Genomic DNA, 18,698 nt, shown 5'->3' with positions numbered 1-18,698 from the left:
TTTTTCTGAGCTGAAAAATATCCAAAAAAACGAGCACTTAGAATCGCTTCTAAGGCTCGTTTTGCGTATTAGGCGTTGTATTCGAATGCCCTGATCTCGCCTTTCCCTCAAACCATTGCATCTGAAAAGAAATAACAGGAAAAAGTCCATCTAAAATTTCTTTTGAGGCAGCGATTGATCATTTAGATGGAAAACCTCCCGTTAAAAGGATCAAATTCACCCGAACTAGGTAAAAAATTGAAAATTAACAGGAGAAAATCCATCTAAACACCATTTTCGCTTGAAATGTTTTGAAATAACAGGAGCTTTTCCCGTTAATCATACACTAGTTTGTTAATCGTTCATTGGTTTGTTAATCACACACTAGTTTGTTAATCATGCTGTTTGTTGAGCTTGCTGCTTCTATGACTAAAATGTCCTACATCGACGCTTTCACATCCTCCGCTCGCCTATTTGGACGAAATCCGAAGCCGAGCATTGCAAAAATGAGGAATGTAGCGCCCAAGAATAGAAAGTTTACAGAATCGGAAATATAGCGTATGCCATAACCTCCGAGAGTCGGCCCCATGATGCTGCCAAGGCTGAAGTGGATCGATGCGATCACATTCGCCGCTGGCAGTATAGCGCGAGGCAATATATCCGCGGCATAGGCAAGACCGAGCGAATAGAACGATCCGACTGCTCCTCCGGCAATTACGAATAGCACGAGAAGCATTGCAACATTGCCGCCAGCAGCAGGTATCGCGAAGAAAGCTAGCGATCCGATTATACCGCAGGCAATTAGCACCGGCTTTCGCCCGATTCGGTCGCTCATGATGCCAAGCGGCAGCTGCAGGATCAGGCTTCCAACGCCGAAAGCCAATAACAGCAGGGAGATCCAGTGCTGGCTTAAATCGATGCGCAAGCCGTACAGCGGGAAGCTGCTGTTCATGGAAGCTTCCATCAAGCCGTACAGGAAGCCCGGTATAAGCACAAACCACGCCATGCGATACGTTCTCACGAACCGATTTTCCGCCGCAGCGCCTCTTGCAGCTCGCTCGGGCATCTCAGTTTTCATCCGCAGAACTAACAGAAGAACCGTGACAAAAAATAGGCAGGAAACAACAAACGGAACCGATCTTCCAAGCGGTAGAAGATTAATGCCAAGCGGCCCTATACTGAAGCCAAGACCGTATGCCATACCGTATAGAGAAATATATCTCCCTCTCCGATCAGCGGGGCTTGAGCTTACAATCCATAGCTGAGTTGCATAATGGAGCGAGCTGTCGCCTACGCCGACAAGCAGACGCAAGACGAACCATATAGCTAGCGACTCTGTGAATGGGAAGAGCAGACTCGCAAGCGTAACTAACGCAATCCCTGCTACGATCACTTTTTTGTAACCAAAACGCATGACCGGCTTCTCCACGAAAAACATCGTACAGAAAATGCCGATATACATAGCAGCCGAGTTAATACCGTTCATATCCGATGAAATGCCGGAGTCCTCCAGCATAATAGACAGCAGCGGCAGCAACAGCCCTTGGCTCATGCCCGCGACTACGACGACCAGCAGCAAAGTAATTAAACGAAAACGAAATGAAACCGAACCTCTTGCAATTACACCTGATGACAAACCTCTTGCACTCTCCTTGAATAATTATTGTCTATTTCCCCTTACACATTGTATACTTGGCGGAAATGCCTGACAACAGCCTTTCATTGCCAGCTTGCTCGCGAAGCCCCTGTACTGCCGTTTATAATACTTTGACGAAAGTTACCCAAGCAACATTTTTCCGCAAAAATCTTATCAGTTTCTCGCAGCAGTGTAGTAGGGATAATCCATCTTTTCTTGAATTTGCCTAGCTGCCTCAGCGCTAATAAGAGATTCCACGACATATAGACCCAAATCAATAGAAGCCGAGACGCCTCCGCCCGTAAAAACATTCCCATCCCTCACGTAACGCTCCTTAATCACCTCTGCGCAATAAGGCGCCAGCAGCTCGTAAGCAGACGGATTTGTTGTCGCTTTTTTGTCATGCAAATAACCCGCAGCACCCAAAATTAATGCTCCTGTGCACACCGACACCTTGTACTCCACATCACGTGCAGTTTGAATCCATGCTATAAAATCGGCATCATATCTTAGCTGCCTTGTCGAAAAGCCGCCCGGGATAAATAGTAAATCATAGGCTGACAGGTCAGGAAGAACCCGGTCTATCTTCATAGTCAGTCCGCGATCATCCGTAATCAGCTCTTTGTTCGAACAAAAATCCCATGACATCTTCATTTCTGCTTCGAACTTCCCTAATCTCGTTACTGCATCATAAAAACCGACAAAATCCAGCGTAGTCATCTGATCATATAGAATGAATGCGATCCTCATACCAGAACACCTGACCTTTCATCATCGTTAAAATAAAAAAAGCACTTGATCGAGGATCAAATACTTTGCCCAGGCGTACGGCGATATGAATATATGCTCCCTTGTGGTTGTCCACGTTTACGCCAGTCGCACATACCAGATATTTACTTTATTGTATGAGGAAAATGGGCAGAATGCAATGTTTTTTTCTGAAAACGATAGCCTTGCATCCAAAAACGAGCTTTCGAGCGGACAGTAGTTCTGGTATATTTGCGTTTTGACCCTTTTAGCGTAATAAGAGGACAGGAGATCCGTCCCTCCATCTAAACGAGGTTAGAATGGGGTTTTCTGAGTGATTAGCGGATCCTGAGTCCGCGAATGCCACAATAATCGTTGAATTAGAAAAATAAAGGATTCTCTGTCCGCTGCAGCTCTCTTTTCCATCACCGCCCTCTGGCACAGGAATAGCCCATGCACCACGATTTCGAGTTTAGTCCTTATGAGACAGCTCCTTTTTTGCTATGCATTGGGAAGCATTAGGCTTGGATTAATTCGACGTAGAAAGTGCTCTGCATGCTCCAACTGCTTGAATGCAAATGCCAAATCCCCATCTCCTGCCAAAGCTAAATCCAGGTTGGATACAGTAGCCGCAAGGGTCCTTGCCGTAAGGGCGAACGTAAACGACGGTTGGCCGGCAATGATTTCCGTACTGCTCATCATGTATGCGTAGGTTGGCTCTTGTAATCCTCCAAATAAGACAAGATTACTGACATAAGAGGCTAGATCCCAATAAGCCGGCATGTAGCATACATCCTCAAAATCGATCCATTTCCAGCCTTCTGGACTCGGGAGCAAGTTTCGGGCATGCGCATCTCCATGAGCTGGCATCAGAGCTTCAGGTTCAAGCCTTCGCATTTGGTTGTCTATCTCCCAAAAAATCGACAGCAAAGCTTGGATACGAGGATCTGTCTGTTCAATGAGCCTTGAAGCCGACTCATAGGCCCTTTCCCATACACCGAGAACAGGGATGGTACACGCAGTGAAGCCACTCATCGCTAAGGTAAGAGCATTAACGAGTTCAACTGCCTCGCTTGGCGAAAGCGGCTCCAATGGTGCAGGAGGCGCGTAATGCCAAAATGTCGCCCACCTGCTCCCAACACGATGAGGTCCTGCATTTGGAATCGGCAGCAGTACTGGTACGCCATTATGGTGCAAATGATTGGCCACCTGCAGCTCGCGCTCGAGAATATCATGTGCAAGCTCTGCGTTTTTCTCAGAAAGAACAACAGCCACTCGAACAGTAATCGCATGAGGAGCCAAATGAATGATCAAATTTCCGCCTTCACTTAAAATAACGGGATCAATGTCCGTAAACCCAAGCTTCTCCGCAGTAATCAGCACCTGTGAAACAAGTTCACCTCTATCAGACAATCGAACAGCTCCCTTAATGGATGGAATACGTTCATCTTAGCCCGATTGCTCCAAATTTTACAGGCACAAAACAGGTATATTTAATTTTTCCGCCAGCTTTAAGCTAATGTCTCCCATTTTGCCCACATTTCTTGCGGGTTCAGTTCGTAAATATCGTTTTCTCTAAACATGAATTGATGCATAATAAATTCCCGCCGGATCGTAGCGAAATCGTCATGGAAGCCTTTAATAAACGCGTTTATTTCCTTTTCCGTATACTTCTGCCCTCTCGTCAGGTGCGATACGATATGCTGAAGCGCGATCAGTTTTTTCTTATGCTGGGCGGGAATATGCTTCAGCTTTCCCTCCGCCGTAAAAAAATTGCGGATAACCGATTCCTTTAGACGCTTGCTGCTTTCCTCCATACTCTCCAATCCCCTCTCCGTTCCCGCATTCCGATAAATGAGCTGCTCCGCAGCGCTGGCGTTGCTCTTAATAAAATAATGGTTCAGCGAAAAATAAATCGTATTCTTTTCTCTGCGCTCATTAATTAAGCTGGCCTCCCGCAGCTTAGTCGCATGATGCGTGACCGTTGCTGGCGTAACGCCTAGCTTCTCTGCAAGCTCTTGCCCGTTAAGCTCGCCTTCTGCCAGCATGATCAACAGCTTAATTCTCGTCGCATCAGCCAGCGCCTTATGATAAGCCACAACCTTATCCAGCTGCATATTTTTATTCCCCTTTGTTTTAAATTTAACATTTATCTAATTAGATATTTATCTAATCAGATAATAACGGGTAACCTATGATTTGTCAAATCATAAGTTTCGTATTTTTTTGTAACCATCATGAATGCTCGGAATACAAATTGTCATCATCCGCGATGCTTTGGATATCCTCCGAGCTGATGCTTATATATTCGTAGCCTTCTGCTTGCTGCTTCTTCAGCGCCCGTTCTTTAAAAAACTTCGGACTGCCTTCGCCTGCATCCTCGTCGTAAACGAGCAAAATGCCGTCCGTTCTGCGAAACAGCAGCTCGTCCCGCGCCGTAAATTGCCAAATCCCGTTATATGGCTGATTGCTGACGGAAGCGTAATAATCGACCCCTTTTAGCACCTGCTGATAAAATTCCTTTTTATCGTCCTTCCACTTCTCTTCCGGATTAGCGTATGCGGAAATAATCGAAAGCCGCAGATGAGGATACATCTCCTTGAGCGCGATCACGACCTCGCAAGCCCAAAGGTCAACGCCGTACTGGCCTGGCGTAATTACCCATTCGAGACCATCCTCTATGAGCGGCACCAGCTTGCCCGTCAACGCTTTTTTAATATAAACGATGCCTTCATGCTTCTGGCTAAAAATATTAAGCTCATGCGCGCGATAGCCCGTAACGAGTAAATTTTTCATTAGTTCAACGCCTTTTCGGATAATTATGGTTTACATCTTTCCAGTGTATGCTATAGTAGAAAAAATACAAATTGAATATGGACCAATTTATTTCACTAGGGGAGTCTAACGGCTGAGATGGAGCGCATGCTCCGGACCCTTTGAACCTGATCTGGATCATTCCAGCGGAGGGAAGTGGAGCAGAAACAGCATTCATTCACGCGCGCAAGCCTTGTATGATCGTTAGACCCGCTCATTTCCTTTCGGAAATGAGTGGGTCTTTATTCGTTTACGGGGAGATGAGTCGATGAAAGTATATAAAGCGTTAACGATTGCAGGCTCGGATAGCGGCGGCGGCGCAGGCATTCAAGCTGATCTGAAAACGTTTCAAGAGCTTGGCGCCTACGGCATGTCAGTCATTACCGCGGTTACTGCCCAAAACACGCTCGGCGTCCAAGGCGTATATGCGATGGAGGCTGCTGCCGTCAGAAGACAGCTTGATTCGATTGGCGAGGATCTGACACCTGCCGCGCTCAAGACGGGCATGCTGTTCAGCAGCGAAATCGTTGAAATTGTAGCCGCAAAAATAAAGCAATATCAGTGGCAGAACTTGATCATTGATCCTGTTATGGTTGCCAAAGGCGGCTCTTCCCTGCTGCAGCAGGAAGCTATTCAAGCTCTCATCAAGCATTTGCTGCCGCTCGCGCTCGTGACGACGCCAAACATTCCGGAGGCAGAGCTGCTTGCACGGATGGCTATCCGCACGCTCAGCGAACGGGAGGAAGCAGCGAAAATCTTGTTCCAGCAAGGCTCTCGTTATGTCGTTATCAAAGGCGGCCACGACTCGGGCTGCTCACAGCTCGTCGACCTCATTTATGATGGTGAACGTTTCGATTATTTGGAGAGCCTACGAATCGATACTCGGCATACTCATGGTACAGGGTGTACATTCTCGGCAGCACTTACCGCTGAAATTGCGCAAGGAAAAACAGTTCCCGATGCGATTAGAACAGCCAAAGCCTTTATTCAAGCTGCGATGGAGGATCAGCTTGGGTTCGGCAGCGGCCACGGGCCTACGAATCATTATGCCTATCGGCGTAGACTTCAGGGCGCGAGATAGATTAAGAACAAAGCAAAAGCCGCTTCCGGTATGGAAGCGGCGTCAGCTTTTTCACCCTAATTAACGAATGTATGCGTTCGTAAGCTTAAGCTTCTGAAGAGCAAGACCAATCTCGCCGTGCCAACTGCAAGCAGCACAATCGATGAGACAAACAGAAGATGCGTAATGCCTGGAACAAACGCAAACATCAGCTTCCAAGACGCATCGAGTAGACCTGGCAATACGATCAAGGCAATAGGCAGAATCAAATGGAAGAGTCCTATTGAAATAAAATGAAGCGTGATGGCTGAATCATTTGGATCAGTGACGTTGAAATCCGGCAAATACCGCTGAACAGGCGCATCCAGCTCATCCTTTACCTCATCTACAAGCTGCATGACAGCCAGCGCTGTAAATGACTTACTTGTCGATCCGAGAATAAACGGCGTTTGCGGCGTAATCGGTGTGTTCTTGGAATCCGCTGTTCCGTAGCCTTTTATGTACAGCGGGGAATCCTTCTTAACGACTCCAATCGCTGCTCCTGGAATGTTGTACTTCTTCATCGCCGACTCGATATAGCGATCTAATTCGGCATACACCGCTTGTTCTTCTGTCGCGGCAGCATGGACTCTTTCGGGTACAATGCCAAAGCTCGTTAGCGCCGCTGCTATCGTGCAAAGCAGCACTGACATACATATCACGTTTCTGATCATAGTCGTTCCACTCATTTCCTCACATATTCATTGGCCTTTCTATTCAACAGTATAGGTCAATGAAAAAGAAAAGGAATGGACTTCAGGTATGATCGCTGCCTAGACTTTAGGCGGGCGAAATGGGTTGTAGCAAGCTCAATCTAGCGATTGTCCACTTTCTCCGGATAAAGATCATGGTTCATGAGGCGATGCTCCGCGATTTGCTCATATTTGGTGCCAGGCTGGCCCCAGTTGCAATAAGGGTCGATGGATATGCCTCCGCGCGGCGTGAATTTGCCCCAAACCTCGATATATCTTGGGTTCATGAGCGCAATCAAATCATTCATAATGATGTTCATGCAATCCTCATGGAAATCGCCATGGTTGCGGAAGCTGAACAAATACAGCTTGAGCGACTTGCTCTCTACCATTTTGCTGCCGGGAATATAGGAAATATAAATGGTTGCAAAATCAGGCTGCCCCGTCATGGGACAAAGGCTCGTAAATTCCGGACAGTTGAACTTTACGAAATAATCGCGGTTCGGATGCTTATTTTCGAATGCCTCTAAAATTTCCGGCGAATAGTTAAACAAATATTGCGTTCCTTGATTGCCGAGCAGCGTCACGCCGTTCAGCTCTTCCTTGCTTCTTCCTTCCATGCTCGTCTCCGCCTTTCCTTTCTATTAAACGCCCTTCTTATTGCCCCATACCCAGGTATGGAGCTGCGGCAGCACATGAACCCGCTTCAAATCCGCATTCGGCATCACGCGCTCGATCAGCCAATCATAACGCTCCACCAAATAAGGAAGCATACGCTGCGGCTCCGTTTCCTGCAACTGACCATTTCCAGCTTGCAAATAAAAGGGAACCTTCGGATAACGCAAATGAACGGTGGTCGCATATGCAAGATCCTCATCATCGAAGACGACCGTCTTCAAGCAAAAGCTTGATGCCCGCTCGTTCAGCTTGGATACGATATCGTCCAGCACCTGCCAATCCGTCTTCATGCCGGAGCTTGGCGGCTTAGGCGACAAGGTCAGCTCGTCAATGGTCCAAAACCAATCCTGCCAGCGGCTGCCCTGCGTCTCCAGCGCGACGCTAATTCCCCGCTCATGCAGCTCTTCAATAAAACCGCCCAGCTGCGGCAGCAGCGCGGGATTGCCGCCTGAGATCGTCACATGCTCAAATGCGCTTCCGCCGATTGCCGTTAATTCCTCTATAATTTCATTCGCTGTCAGCATGCGAATATCTGCTTTCGCGCTTCCGTCCCAAGTAAACGCGGAATCGCACCAAGAGCAGCTGTAGTCGCAGCCTGCGGTACGAACGAACATCGTCTTCCGGCCAATAACCATGCCTTCGCCTTGTACAGTTGGACCGAATACTTCCAAGACGGGAATCCGTTTAGTTGCTTGCATTCGAATCCGCCTTTCTCTTAGGACGGTAAATACAGTAGCTTGTCGGCGTTTCACGGAGATAAACCTGAACGCACTGCGGACGATTCACCGTACCGTCCAAATAAAGCTGAACGATCTCGCAAATCGTACGCGCCACAACCTCAGTCGTGGGAAAACGCTCCGGCTGCGTGTCGCTGAAACTTTCCTTATCGTCATTGAGAAGCATATGATCGAACCGATCATGAATAAGCTGCTTAATAATCGCGAAATTGACTAGAAAGCCTGCCGTATCAAGCTCATCACCGGCTACCGTGACGTTGGCAAAATACGTATGCCCATGCAGTTGACGGCATTTGCCGGCTTCCTCGGCTGGTACAAAATGGGCTGCTGCGAACTGAAAATCCTTGTTCAGCTCATAGCTATAAGGGTGCACGGCTGCTGGATAGATCTGCTGCAGCATTATTGTTTCACTCCCTGATTCCGTTTGACCAAATATTCGTCAAGTCCATTTCTTCGAAGCACACATGCCGGGCATTCGCCGCAGCCTTCAGCAACAATGCCGTTATAGCAGGTGAGCGTCCGCTCCCGTACGAATTCAAACGCGCCGAGCGTCTCGGCAAGCTCCCATGTCTCGGCTTTATTCAGCCACATGAGCGGTGTATCGATGACAAAAGGATAATCCATGGACAAATTCAGCGTTACATTCAACGATTTCACGAATATGTCCCGGCAATCCGGATAGCCGCTAAAATCCGTTTCGCACACGCCGGTTACGATATGCTTCGCGCCAAGCTGCTTTGCCAGCACTGCCGCGAAGGTGAGAAATAAGAGATTCCGTCCATCGACAAAGGTCGTAGGAAGCTCCCCTTCTTTTTGCTCAATGGCAATGTCATCTCTAGTAAGCGCGTTAGGCGCCAATTGATTAAGCAGCGACATATCGAGAATATGATGCTTAATGTTAAGCTCCTTGGCAATTTCCGCTGCGATATCCAGCTCAAGCTTATGCCGCTGTCCATAATTGAACGTAACAGCTTCAACCTCCGAGAAGCGCTCCATTGCCCAAAACAGGCAAGTCGTGCTGTCTTGGCCGCCGCTGAATACGACGACCGCCTTTTCTTTTTTCATGCTGCATCTCCCTCTCTGGTTTGAGAAGAAAGAGCTCGCCTGACATCCTTCATAGGTAGCTAAAAAACCAAAGAAACGGCGCGAAGCGGCAAGAGCCGGTTCGCGCCGAACGCAAAAACGACGATGTCACCTGACGGGACAATCGTTTCGCATAGTTTTTTATAGAGGGAGTTCGCGAACCTCTCCCGGCAGCCGTTTGCGTCAATGGGCAAAGCTCCGGAATTTCTTCTTTAGTTATATATCCTCAAGTACTATAGCATAGCTTGGAGCAAATGGAAACAGTCAGTATTTAACTGAGCGGCTTCCATTCCAAGCATCTGGAACAGTCGAATATTAAACGATTTCCTCTAGCTTCTCAAGCGTCTGAAGAACATGCTGAGTAAGCTCAGGAATGTCATCCATTTGCTCCTCGCTTATTTTACGGTTAAAGCCCAGCTCGATGACATTCGAATAGCTCGGCGTTTCGGCGCCGAATATATAGCTTATCGTTTGCGTGGGAGCGATTTCCGGTTCCCAAATCCGCTGAATAGCTTGCTCCGCCAGCTTACACTGCTCTTCGACATGATGCACCTGCATATAGAAGCGCAGCCGCAGTGTACATGCCGGCGTCTCTCCTTTTAGCTCCAATAGCTCAGCCGCCAGATCCTTAAGCGTTGCGGTGAGCTGTATTTCTGCAGACACCTCCGGGCGGCCAGCCAGCGTGAATTGAAGCGCAAATTCCCGCGACATAACGGCTAGCTCCAATCGGTCTACCCGATTGATAATATCTACCTTCCGGTCCAGCGTATCCAGGTCATAAATCTGATTCTCGAAAGCTACCTTCAGGTTTTCAAATACGGTTGGATCAAACATGATGTATACCTCGCTTTAGAACAATATCTTCTAAGCTATTGTAGACGATAAGGACTATAGAATCGAGCTTTCTTTTTGCAGCTGTTGCAAAATAGTAAGAGGCCAGCCCCTACGTTCTGGCTGACCTATCCTAAGCGTTCGCTGTACAAGGCGAGTGCTATCCTCTTAAATAGAAGCAAAGCGGCGATAATCCAAGCTCGCGCACGCCTTCAACAACCAATCCGGCAATTTGAATGCCGCCAAGCTCTTGGAAATGCGTATCATCCTGGGCGCCATCCGGAAAATGAATAAATTCGCCGGGGTATGCCCACATGAACAGCGCCTTTGAGGGCTCGTCGCCCAATTGCTCGTACAAGGCTTTGCTTTTGGCAGCCAAATCAATGAGCGGGACGTCCAGCTCTGCAGCCAACTGCTTCATGCCGAGCAAATAATCGCCATGCGTGTCGATGATCTGCCCCTGTTCATTGAATTTTCGGCGATGCATCGGCGTAATCAGTACGGGTCTCGCGCCTCGTGCTATTGCCCCCTCTACGTAGACGGCAAGCATCTCCTTAAAGCTGCCGAAAGGCTCCGTTGCCCGCTCCACGTCCGGCTTCTCGTCATTATGGCCAAATTGAATCCACAGGTAGTCGTTTGGCTTAATTTGCTCCAATATGACATCGAGGCGCCCTTCGTTAATGAAGCTTCTCGAGCTTCTTCCCGACATCGCATGATTGTCAATCGCCACATCCGTCTTAAAATATAACGGCAGCATTTGGCCCCAGCCTGCATACGGGAATGTGTCCTGATCGGTCACGGTGGAGTCGCCAGCCAAGTAAATGGTCGTCGCTTGCTTCGCTTCATCTATCCGCAGCGCATTAATGCGCGGCGCGATGCCAGAGAAGGCAAGCCGAAGCCGCCCATCGGTTACTTTGACCGTAAAGCTGTGCACGGCATACTGCCCTGCCAAGGTAACCGCCTGATGGAGCACCATGCGTCCTGCGCCATATTTTAACGTGGTTGAGGTAGGTGCAATCGCATCGCCAATCGTTGCGGTCACCGTATAGCAGCCGTTAGGCAGATCGATGGTAAACACTGCATCCAGCGGGATGCAGAAAGCGCCGCGCAGACGATCCTGCTCGTCACGATTGCGCGAGCTGATCCGCTCGCAGGATTCAAAGCCGTAACCCAATTGTTCGTCATAAAGGGTATCTGGCAGCACTTGTATATAAGGGGCAGCAGTCGCGCTGCCGATTCCAAAATCAAAGTTGAACGAAATAGTCATGCGAGCACCGTCCTATACGTAGTTTGTTCTACTATTAGTAGAATAACAAATCGCGAGAGGATAGGAAGCGAATAAATCGTCTATTTTGTTCAAAATTCAGACTCGCTGCGCTTGTTCGCTAGAACGTGACGTGCCCAAGCTTCATCAGCTCGCCTGCCTTCACAAATAACGAATTTTTATGCTCGCTCAACATCACGCAAATATTTTCATCGCCACCGCTGTTTTCAAATTCTCCTCTTCCAAGCAAGGATTGCCTCGCGAGGTGAACATGGAATGGCAGCGCGCAGCAGGAAATGACAAATGACCGGATATACGCCGTCAAAGTTTGCGTTACCTGTGTGGAATTCCGTATACTAATAGATAGGAATGATGCAGGAGCTACTTTAATTGAGGTGACAGAAGTGGAAGAGTTGAAACAAGCCTATGAAACGATGGGGCTGCCAGAGCTTGCTGCGAAAGAGGAAGTAGAAAAACGCTATACGACGCTCATGCGTCAAGCGCGCTCCAGAACGCAGCAGCAGAAGGACGACGCGGGAGACGGGGACGATTCTTTTGCGAAGATTACACAAGCGTATCGGCTGATTTTAGAGTATGAGGACCGCAAGCTGACCGAAGCCTTCAACGAACAGGAATACGGCAAGTACAAGAAGATGGCTGGACAAGCTCAGAAAATGGATCATTTCTGGCGCTATTACAAATTTCATACGCTTGGCGCAATTGCAGCAGTAGCACTTATCATTTATGGAGTGATCAGCTTTATGAACTACCGCGAGGAGCAGGAACGGCTTGCCAATCTGCCGCCTGTCGATTTGAACGTTTCCTTCATGGGCAATTATATGCTGAAGGATGACGCGCCTAAGGAAGAGCCAATTGAAAACGCGCTTTTGACAGCGTTTCCCGAATGGAAAAGATTCGTTTCTACGCTGACCTTCGTGCCTACGGACGAGCAATCACAAATGGCTTATTTGCAAAAAGCAGTATTGATCCTGGCGACCGAGCATCCGGATGTTTACATTATGGATCGGAATATTTTTGAGTGGATCGGCAATCAAGGCATCCTCATGAATCTCGATAACGACGTCAACGGCGAGCTAAAGCCGCTTTTGAAGGATGGGCTGACGCTGAAGACGAGGACTGACGAGGATACCGAAGAGCATGTGTACGGCATCGACCTAAGCAACAGCGCACTTGTGGATCAGCTTCCGCTATACAAAGAGAACATGATCATCGGGATACGCTTGGACAGCAAGAACCCGGATAAAGCAAGAGCATTCATTAAGAAGTTTTTAGCTACAGTAAAATAGCATAAATGGAAGTAAGCCCGATTGCCGCAGCCATCTTAATGATGTCGGCGGAAATCGGGCTTTAAAATTTGTTGGGAGGCTAATTATGGATTTATCTAGCGCAGCAATTGGGCTGAAGTTACTATAAAAACGATTCAGCTCGAAATATGCTAACTCGTTACTTTGCTGCGTTGCAGTTTCTGCAGCAGAATTGTCACTCCATGGAGAGTTACCGAGCTACGTTGCAGTTTCTACAACAGAATCAATCAATCCCGCCTCATTTAGTACTTTTCAGCCTATTTCTGATGCATTTCTGCATTGTAGCTTCTCATTTCGGATGCCATGTCAGGTTTCTATTGCAGTTTCTACAGCAGAATACTTCACATTCAAAACATAGCCTCCTTACTACATAGCAGTTACTTCCATTTAGCCCTCTCCCAAATGCTTCAGCACAATGCTCTCAATATGCTGCAAATGCTGCTTCATTCGCTCAGCCGCACGCTCAGCATCCTGCGTCTCAATCGCTTCATAAATCGCTGAGTGCTCCATATAAAGTCGCTCCGCTACAGCTGTGCTTGCATACAGCTCAACACGCCTAATATCGTGGATAGCCGTTTCAATGTAATTCATAATCGACTCGAACAACCGCACCATAATGGAGTTATGTGTCGCCTTCGCTAGTGTTAGATGAAATTGGAGGTCAAGCCGTTCACCTTCAGCCTCATCGCCAACCGTACGCTTCATCTCTTTGATCAAATCGCCTAACTGCAATAAATCCTCATCTGTCCGCTTCACAGCAGCTATCGCGGCGCCTGATACCTCAAGTGCTTCACGTGCCTCTAGCAGCTCGAGCACCGTTTTGCGGTTCAAGCGAAGAGACGCAAGCTCTGGAAGCTCCATTTCGACCGGCGCGTTGCGAATAACGCGGCAGCCGCCGCCCTGCCGAATGTCGATCAGCCCCATCGCTTTAAGCGCGCTTAGTGCCTCCCTGGTAGTCGAGCGGCCAACTCCAAATTGCTCGGACATTTGCTTCGTGGAAGGCAGCTTATCTCCGACTTTTAGCTTGCCATCCAATATTAGCTGCTTGACCTGATCCGCAATTGCCTCGTAATGGTTGCGCTTTGACAGCTTTTCTACTTCTAAGGACGGCATAATCTGCCACCTCCTACACGTAAAGGGCACGCGCTATCCTGCAGCAACGCCCCGCTAAACGTTCATATTTTACAACTATCCGACTAAAAGCGCATATACGATTCCTGGACCATGAACCCCGATGGTCAGATCATTTTCAATGTCAGAGGAGCGGCTTGGGCCGGAAATAAAGTGAATGCCGGCTGGCAGTTGCTCTCTCCCCGCTTCATCAAAAGTGACCAACACTTCGCCAAGCCTCGTTTTCAGCCGCTCAATCGGAATGATAATCATAAGTACAGTCGGCAGCAGGCTTACTGATCGCCCTTTATTCGGCGCTGACAAAACGGTTACCGAACCTGTATAGGCAACGGCATGATCCGCGATTACGATTCCAAAATCAGCCTCAGCCGCACGCGCGCGCCAGTATTGCTCCTCATCCGTATTCCATACGGAAACTTTTGAATCCGCGAGGGAGCCTTCAAGATCCAGCGCATCCAGCTCCGGCTGATTTTGACGGATGACGTATTTAGCGCTCATTTCCCCAGCCTTTTGCACGATAAAAGCTTTTGCTTCCTCCATCGTTTGAAGACGAGCCACGTGACCGCCTACGGACAAAAAATTATCGGTAAACTGTTGAATTCGTTCCTCCTCCGTCCACTCGAACGCGTTCCAGAAGTCAGGCGCGCCACGGAACGGATGCTGCGGCTTGTTCTCCATTCTCGGATGTCTCAGCTTAGCGGCAATATCATTCATAAAATGCTCCTGCTTCACACGCGACTCTGCCTCAAGCTTATCCAACCACTGCTTATGCGTTTCAGCCATGACCGTGTCCACCTCCTTTGCCCCGCTTCTCTTCCAGCTCGCGATTGCGTACTAGCTCCTCCATCCGATTTTGCATCGATGGCTCCATCTTCTTGAGGCCTTGCTTCAGCTCTTGATCAAGCGTATCCCAACGATCGCGGAATGACTCCTTCGGCAAGCTAGGCGTAACGCGGTACGTGTTCCAGCCTTTGAGCGGACCAAGCTTCGTCTTGATGACGCCGCTGCGGACAACAAGCTTTTGCCCAAGCTTGCCCAGCCGAAGCATGCCGCCAAGGCGCGAGGAATTACCCATGACGGTGGCGAAGCCTTGCATGCCGATCGACTCCATTTTGCTGCCGTTGCCGCTCTCCACCTTGCGCCTGCGCAAATAGACGAGCATGTCGTGCAGCGGTATTTTGACCGGACACGCTTCATAGCAAGCACCGCATAAGCTGGAGGCATTGGCGACATCGTCCCATTCCGCAATATTTTTGTTCAAGGAAGGGGTCAGTACAGCTCCGATCGGACCGCTATAGGTACTGCCGTAGGCATGGCCGCCAATATGGCGATAGACGGGACAAGCGTTTAGGCAGGCGCCGCAGCGAATGCAGTTCAGAAGCTCTTGAAACTCAGGATCGCCAAGCTGCAGGGAACGGCCATTATCGATGATAATAATATGCATCTCGTCCGGACCATCCGCATCCTCCGAGCGGCGCGGACCTGTAATGCCGGACATGTACATTGTCAGCTTCTGTCCCGTTGCCGAGCGCGGCAGCAGCGTTGCCATGACCTCAAGGTCTGCCCATGAAGGAATAATGCGTTCCATTCCCATGAGCGTAATTTGTGTTTTTGGAACCGTGCTAACCATCCGGGCATTGCCTTCGTTTTCAAAAAGCACCATCGACCCCGTCTCCGCAATCGCGAAGTTGCAGCCGGTCATGCCAATTTCCGCCTCGAGAAACTTCTCGCGCAGTTTTTTGCGAACAAAGCCTGCAAGCGCCGTCGTATCCGGCGGCAGCGTGTAGCCCGCCTCTTTGGAGAGGAGATGGGCGATTTGGTAGCGATTTTTGTGAATCGCTGGAATAACGATATGCGACGGCATTTCACCGGCAAGCTGAATAATGTATTCGCCCAAATCGGTTTCTACCGCTTCCACGCCGATTGATTCAAGCGCATGGTTGAGATGCAGCTCCTCCGACACCATCGACTTTGATTTTACGACTGACTTGGCTTTTGCATGCTCGGCAATATCAAGCGTCAGCTTAACGGCTTCCTCGGTATTACCTGCAAAATGTACATGAACGCCGTTCGCACGGGCATTATTTACAAACAAATTTAAGTAATAATCCAGATGAGCAATCGTATGCAGCCGGATTTGCTTGCCGCGCTCCCGCCATTCCTCCCAGTTGCCGTGCTCTTCAGTCGCTTTCTTTTTTCCGTTGCGAAGACGTTCCGTCGTAAACCGCACCGCTTTGCGCAGAAATTCGTCATTAAGCGCAAGATCCGCTCTAGCTTTTACAGTAGCCTCCGTTTTTGCTCCAGCCATGCTTATTTCACCCCTTCATATAGAAGCTCTGCCAAATGCATGACACGAACGGGCTCGTTGCGATAGCGCAGGTTGCCGGCAATGTTGAGCAGACATGCCATATCGAGTCCAACCAGCACTTCCGCCTCCGTCTCCAGCACGTGATCAACCTTCTCTGTCACCATTGCCCCTGAAATATCGGCCATTTTGACCGCAAACGTGCCGCCAAAGCCGCAGCAATCCTCAGCGAACGGGAGCGGCACAAGCTCAAGGCCCCTTACGTTTTGGATAAGCGCGAGCGGCTCGTCCTTGACGCCGAGAATTCGGCTGCCGTGGCAGGATGGATGGTACGTCACCTTATGGGGGAATGCGGCGCCAACATCCGTAACACCCAGCACCTGCACCAGAAACTGAGTAAATTCATACGATTTGCTTTGCAGCTTATTCGCACGCTTCAGCATAACCGGATCATCCTCAAACAGCTTCGGATAATGATGAATCATACCTGTGCAGGAGCCCGAGGGCGAAATAACGAAATCGCTGTCTTCAAAAGCATCCAAAATCGTTTTCGCCGACTCCCTCGCTTCCTTCCAATAGCCGCTGTTGAAAGCTGGCTGTCCGCAGCAGGTCTGTACCATTGGAAACTCCAATGAAACTCCGTACTTCGCCAGCAAGCGCACCATCGCTTCACCGACTCGAGGATATAGCGCATCGCTTAAGCAAGTAATAAATAAAGAAACCTTCATACCTGCACCCCTTTCGTTACTTATAATGTTATTTTATCAGGTTGTCAGACAAGTTTGGTTAAAAAGAGAATGATTTTTAAAAAATGTTCTGATTTATATGAGCATTGTTTGAGCAAGCTCGGTTTGTGGTGCTGTCGGTAGTTCGCAGTTTCTAAAAACATATTGGTGTTTTCAGGAACTGCGAACAAGTTACTTTGAGCGCTGTAAGAACGCATATGCGCTTAAAGCCCCCCAATCGAGCGACTGCAGACTACTTTCTAGCTCTTTAAGAACCTATAGGTTCTTAATGCCACCTTAAAATGTTACTTTGAGCGTTGTAAGAACGCATATGCGCTTAAAGCCCCCCAATCGAGCGACTGCAGACTACTTTCTAGCTCTTTAAGAACCTATAGGTTCTTAATGCCACCATAAGATGTTACTTTGAGAGCTATAAGAACACATATGCGCTCAAAGCTCCCAATCGAGCGAATGCGGACTACTTTCTAGCTCTTTAAGAACCTATAGTTTCTTAATTCCACCTTAAAATGTTACTTTGAGTGCTATAAGAACACATATGCGCTTAAAGCTCCCAATCGAGCATCTGCAGACTTCTTTCTAGCTCTTTAAGAACCTATAGGTTCTTAATGCCACCTTAAAATGTTACTTTGAGCGCTGTAAGAACGCATATGCGCTCAAAGCTCCCAATCGAGCGAATGCGGACTACTTTCTAGCTCTTTAAGAACCTATAAGTTCTTAATGTCACCAAAAATGCTACTTTGAGTGCTGTAAGAACGCATATGCGCCTAAAGCTCCCAATCGAGCGTCTGTAGACTTCTTTCTAGCTTTTTAAGAACCTATAGGTTCTTAATGCCACCTTAAAATGTTACTTTGAGTGCTGTAAGAACACATATGCGCTTAAACCTCCCAATCGAGCATCTGCAGACTTCTTTCTAGCTTCTTAAGAACCTATAAGTTCTTAATGCCACCATAAGATGTTACTTTGAGTGCTGTAAGAACACATATGCGCTTAAAGCTCCCAATCCAGCGAATGCAGACTACTTTCTAGTTCTTTAAGAACCTATAGGTTCTTAAAGCCACCTTAAAATGTTACTTTGAGTGCTGTAAGAACACATATGCGCTTAAAGCTCCCAATCGAGCGAATGCAGACTTCTTTCTGATTCTTTAAGAACCTATAGGTTCTTAATGCCACCATAAGATGTTACTTTGAGTGCTGTAAGAACACATATGCGCTTAAAGCTCCCAATCCAGCGAATGGCCTACTTTCCGACGCTTTAAGAACCTATAGGTTCTTAAAGCCACCTTAGAATGTTACTTTGAAAGCTGTAAGAACGCATATGCGCTTATAGCTACCAATCGAGCGACTGCAGACTACTTTCCAGCTCTTTAAGAACCTATAGGTTCTTAAGTTCACCTTAAAATGTTACTTTGAGACCTGTAAGAACGCATATGCGCTTAAAGCTCCCAATCGAGCGACTGCTGACTACTTTCTAGCTCTTTAAGAACCTATAGGTTCTTAAGTCCACTTTAAAATGCGGTTAAACACCCTTATTGTGGACACTGCACCTCTTATTCGATGTCGATCGTAAAATTGCTTTAATTTTCTGCCATTTACTCTAAAATGAACGTTTCGAACTTGATCAGACTTTAAC

18 protein-coding genes and 3 riboswitches are annotated in these 18,698 nt (G+C 48.1%); of the genes, 2 read left to right on the top strand and 16 right to left on the bottom strand.

Features of this window, described 5'->3' with window-relative positions:
* Window positions 1–418: 418 nt before the first annotated feature.
* The 5 genes from AC1TPC_RS21790 to AC1TPC_RS21770 all read right to left on the bottom strand — a co-directional run bounded on the left by AC1TPC_RS21790 (window position 419) and on the right by AC1TPC_RS21770 (window position 5,158).
* Window positions 419–1,615, bottom strand: a complete 1,197-nt coding sequence (locus tag AC1TPC_RS21790; protein WP_482068908.1) for an MFS transporter — start codon at window positions 1,613–1,615, stop codon at window positions 419–421.
* Between the two features lie 174 nt (window positions 1,616–1,789).
* On the bottom strand, window positions 1,790–2,365 hold the full coding sequence (locus AC1TPC_RS21785; protein ID WP_482068907.1) for a DJ-1/PfpI family protein: 576 nt from the start codon (window positions 2,363–2,365) through the stop codon (window positions 1,790–1,792).
* A gap of 60 nt (window positions 2,366–2,425) precedes the next feature.
* Window positions 2,426–2,505: riboswitch (ZMP/ZTP riboswitch) on the bottom strand.
* A 358-nt stretch (window positions 2,506–2,863) separates the two neighbouring features.
* The gene (locus AC1TPC_RS21780; protein ID WP_482068906.1) at window positions 2,864–3,775 is read right to left on the bottom strand and encodes a phosphotransferase; all 912 of its coding nucleotides are present in this window, start codon (window positions 3,773–3,775) and stop codon (window positions 2,864–2,866) included.
* A gap of 98 nt (window positions 3,776–3,873) precedes the next feature.
* Window positions 3,874–4,479, bottom strand: a complete 606-nt coding sequence (locus AC1TPC_RS21775) for a DUF2087 domain-containing protein (RefSeq protein ID WP_482068905.1) — start codon at window positions 4,477–4,479, stop codon at window positions 3,874–3,876.
* A gap of 118 nt (window positions 4,480–4,597) precedes the next feature.
* A complete protein-coding gene (locus AC1TPC_RS21770) occupies window positions 4,598–5,158 on the bottom strand; it encodes an SLOG family protein (protein WP_482068904.1) in 561 nt (186 codons plus the stop codon).
* A gap of 87 nt (window positions 5,159–5,245) precedes the next feature.
* Window positions 5,246–5,348: riboswitch (TPP riboswitch) on the top strand.
* Window positions 5,349–5,444: 96 nt separating this feature from the next.
* Between AC1TPC_RS21770 and thiD the strand changes: the two genes are divergently transcribed.
* Complete coding sequence (gene thiD, locus AC1TPC_RS21765; RefSeq protein WP_482068903.1) at window positions 5,445–6,257, top strand: bifunctional hydroxymethylpyrimidine kinase/phosphomethylpyrimidine kinase; 813 nt, start codon at window positions 5,445–5,447, stop codon at window positions 6,255–6,257.
* Between the two features lie 56 nt (window positions 6,258–6,313).
* On the opposite strand, the gene AC1TPC_RS21760 is transcribed toward thiD, so the two are convergent.
* From AC1TPC_RS21760 to AC1TPC_RS21730, 7 genes are all read right to left on the bottom strand, one after another.
* Window positions 6,314–6,949, bottom strand: a complete 636-nt coding sequence (locus AC1TPC_RS21760; RefSeq protein WP_482068902.1) for a serine hydrolase domain-containing protein — start codon at window positions 6,947–6,949, stop codon at window positions 6,314–6,316.
* Window positions 6,950–7,089: 140 nt separating this feature from the next.
* A complete protein-coding gene (queF, locus tag AC1TPC_RS21755) occupies window positions 7,090–7,587 on the bottom strand; it encodes a preQ(1) synthase (RefSeq protein WP_482068901.1) in 498 nt (165 codons plus the stop codon).
* A gap of 24 nt (window positions 7,588–7,611) precedes the next feature.
* Window positions 7,612–8,343, bottom strand: coding sequence for a 7-carboxy-7-deazaguanine synthase QueE (gene queE, locus AC1TPC_RS21750; RefSeq protein ID WP_482068900.1), 732 nt, complete (start codon window positions 8,341–8,343; stop codon window positions 7,612–7,614).
* A complete protein-coding gene (locus AC1TPC_RS21745) occupies window positions 8,330–8,782 on the bottom strand; it encodes a 6-pyruvoyl trahydropterin synthase family protein (RefSeq protein WP_482068899.1) in 453 nt (150 codons plus the stop codon). Before AC1TPC_RS21745 ends, queE begins: the two co-directional genes overlap by 14 nt.
* Window positions 8,782–9,447: a 7-cyano-7-deazaguanine synthase QueC gene (gene queC / locus AC1TPC_RS21740; protein ID WP_482068898.1), complete on the bottom strand. Its 666-nt coding sequence runs from the start codon at window positions 9,445–9,447 to the stop codon at window positions 8,782–8,784. The genes AC1TPC_RS21745 and queC overlap by 1 nt, the downstream gene beginning before the upstream one ends.
* A gap of 145 nt (window positions 9,448–9,592) precedes the next feature.
* Window positions 9,593–9,636: riboswitch (PreQ1 riboswitch) on the bottom strand.
* A 144-nt stretch (window positions 9,637–9,780) separates the two neighbouring features.
* Window positions 9,781–10,299: a hypothetical protein gene (locus tag AC1TPC_RS21735; protein ID WP_482068897.1), complete on the bottom strand. Its 519-nt coding sequence runs from the start codon at window positions 10,297–10,299 to the stop codon at window positions 9,781–9,783.
* 157 nt (window positions 10,300–10,456) lie between these two features.
* Window positions 10,457–11,563: a rhamnogalacturonan acetylesterase gene (locus AC1TPC_RS21730; RefSeq protein ID WP_482068896.1), complete on the bottom strand. Its 1,107-nt coding sequence runs from the start codon at window positions 11,561–11,563 to the stop codon at window positions 10,457–10,459.
* 401 nt (window positions 11,564–11,964) lie between these two features.
* Here AC1TPC_RS21730 and AC1TPC_RS21725 point away from each other — a divergent pair, with 401 nt between their 5' ends.
* Window positions 11,965–12,867: a J domain-containing protein gene (locus AC1TPC_RS21725; protein ID WP_482068895.1), complete on the top strand. Its 903-nt coding sequence runs from the start codon at window positions 11,965–11,967 to the stop codon at window positions 12,865–12,867.
* 405 nt (window positions 12,868–13,272) lie between these two features.
* On the opposite strand, the gene AC1TPC_RS21720 is transcribed toward AC1TPC_RS21725, so the two are convergent.
* From AC1TPC_RS21720 to AC1TPC_RS21705, 4 genes are all read right to left on the bottom strand, one after another.
* A complete protein-coding gene (locus AC1TPC_RS21720; protein ID WP_482068894.1) occupies window positions 13,273–13,998 on the bottom strand; it encodes a FadR/GntR family transcriptional regulator in 726 nt (241 codons plus the stop codon).
* A gap of 75 nt (window positions 13,999–14,073) precedes the next feature.
* Window positions 14,074–14,799 (bottom strand): LutC/YkgG family protein, encoded by a 726-nt coding sequence (locus AC1TPC_RS21715; protein ID WP_482068893.1) that lies wholly within the window; start codon window positions 14,797–14,799, stop codon window positions 14,074–14,076.
* Entirely contained in the window at window positions 14,792–16,324 is a 1,533-nt protein-coding gene (locus tag AC1TPC_RS21710; RefSeq protein WP_482068892.1) for a LutB/LldF family L-lactate oxidation iron-sulfur protein, read from the bottom strand. The genes AC1TPC_RS21715 and AC1TPC_RS21710 overlap by 8 nt, the downstream gene beginning before the upstream one ends.
* Window positions 16,325–16,326: 2 nt before the next feature.
* On the bottom strand, window positions 16,327–17,049 hold the full coding sequence (locus AC1TPC_RS21705; RefSeq protein ID WP_482068891.1) for a (Fe-S)-binding protein: 723 nt from the start codon (window positions 17,047–17,049) through the stop codon (window positions 16,327–16,329).
* Between the last annotated feature and the right edge of the window lie 1,649 nt (window positions 17,050–18,698).

The organism is Paenibacillus sp. Y280 (assembly GCF_056786335.1).
The sequence above is the reverse complement of the archived record's forward strand: the minus strand, read 5'-3'. Positions and strand labels throughout refer to the sequence as shown.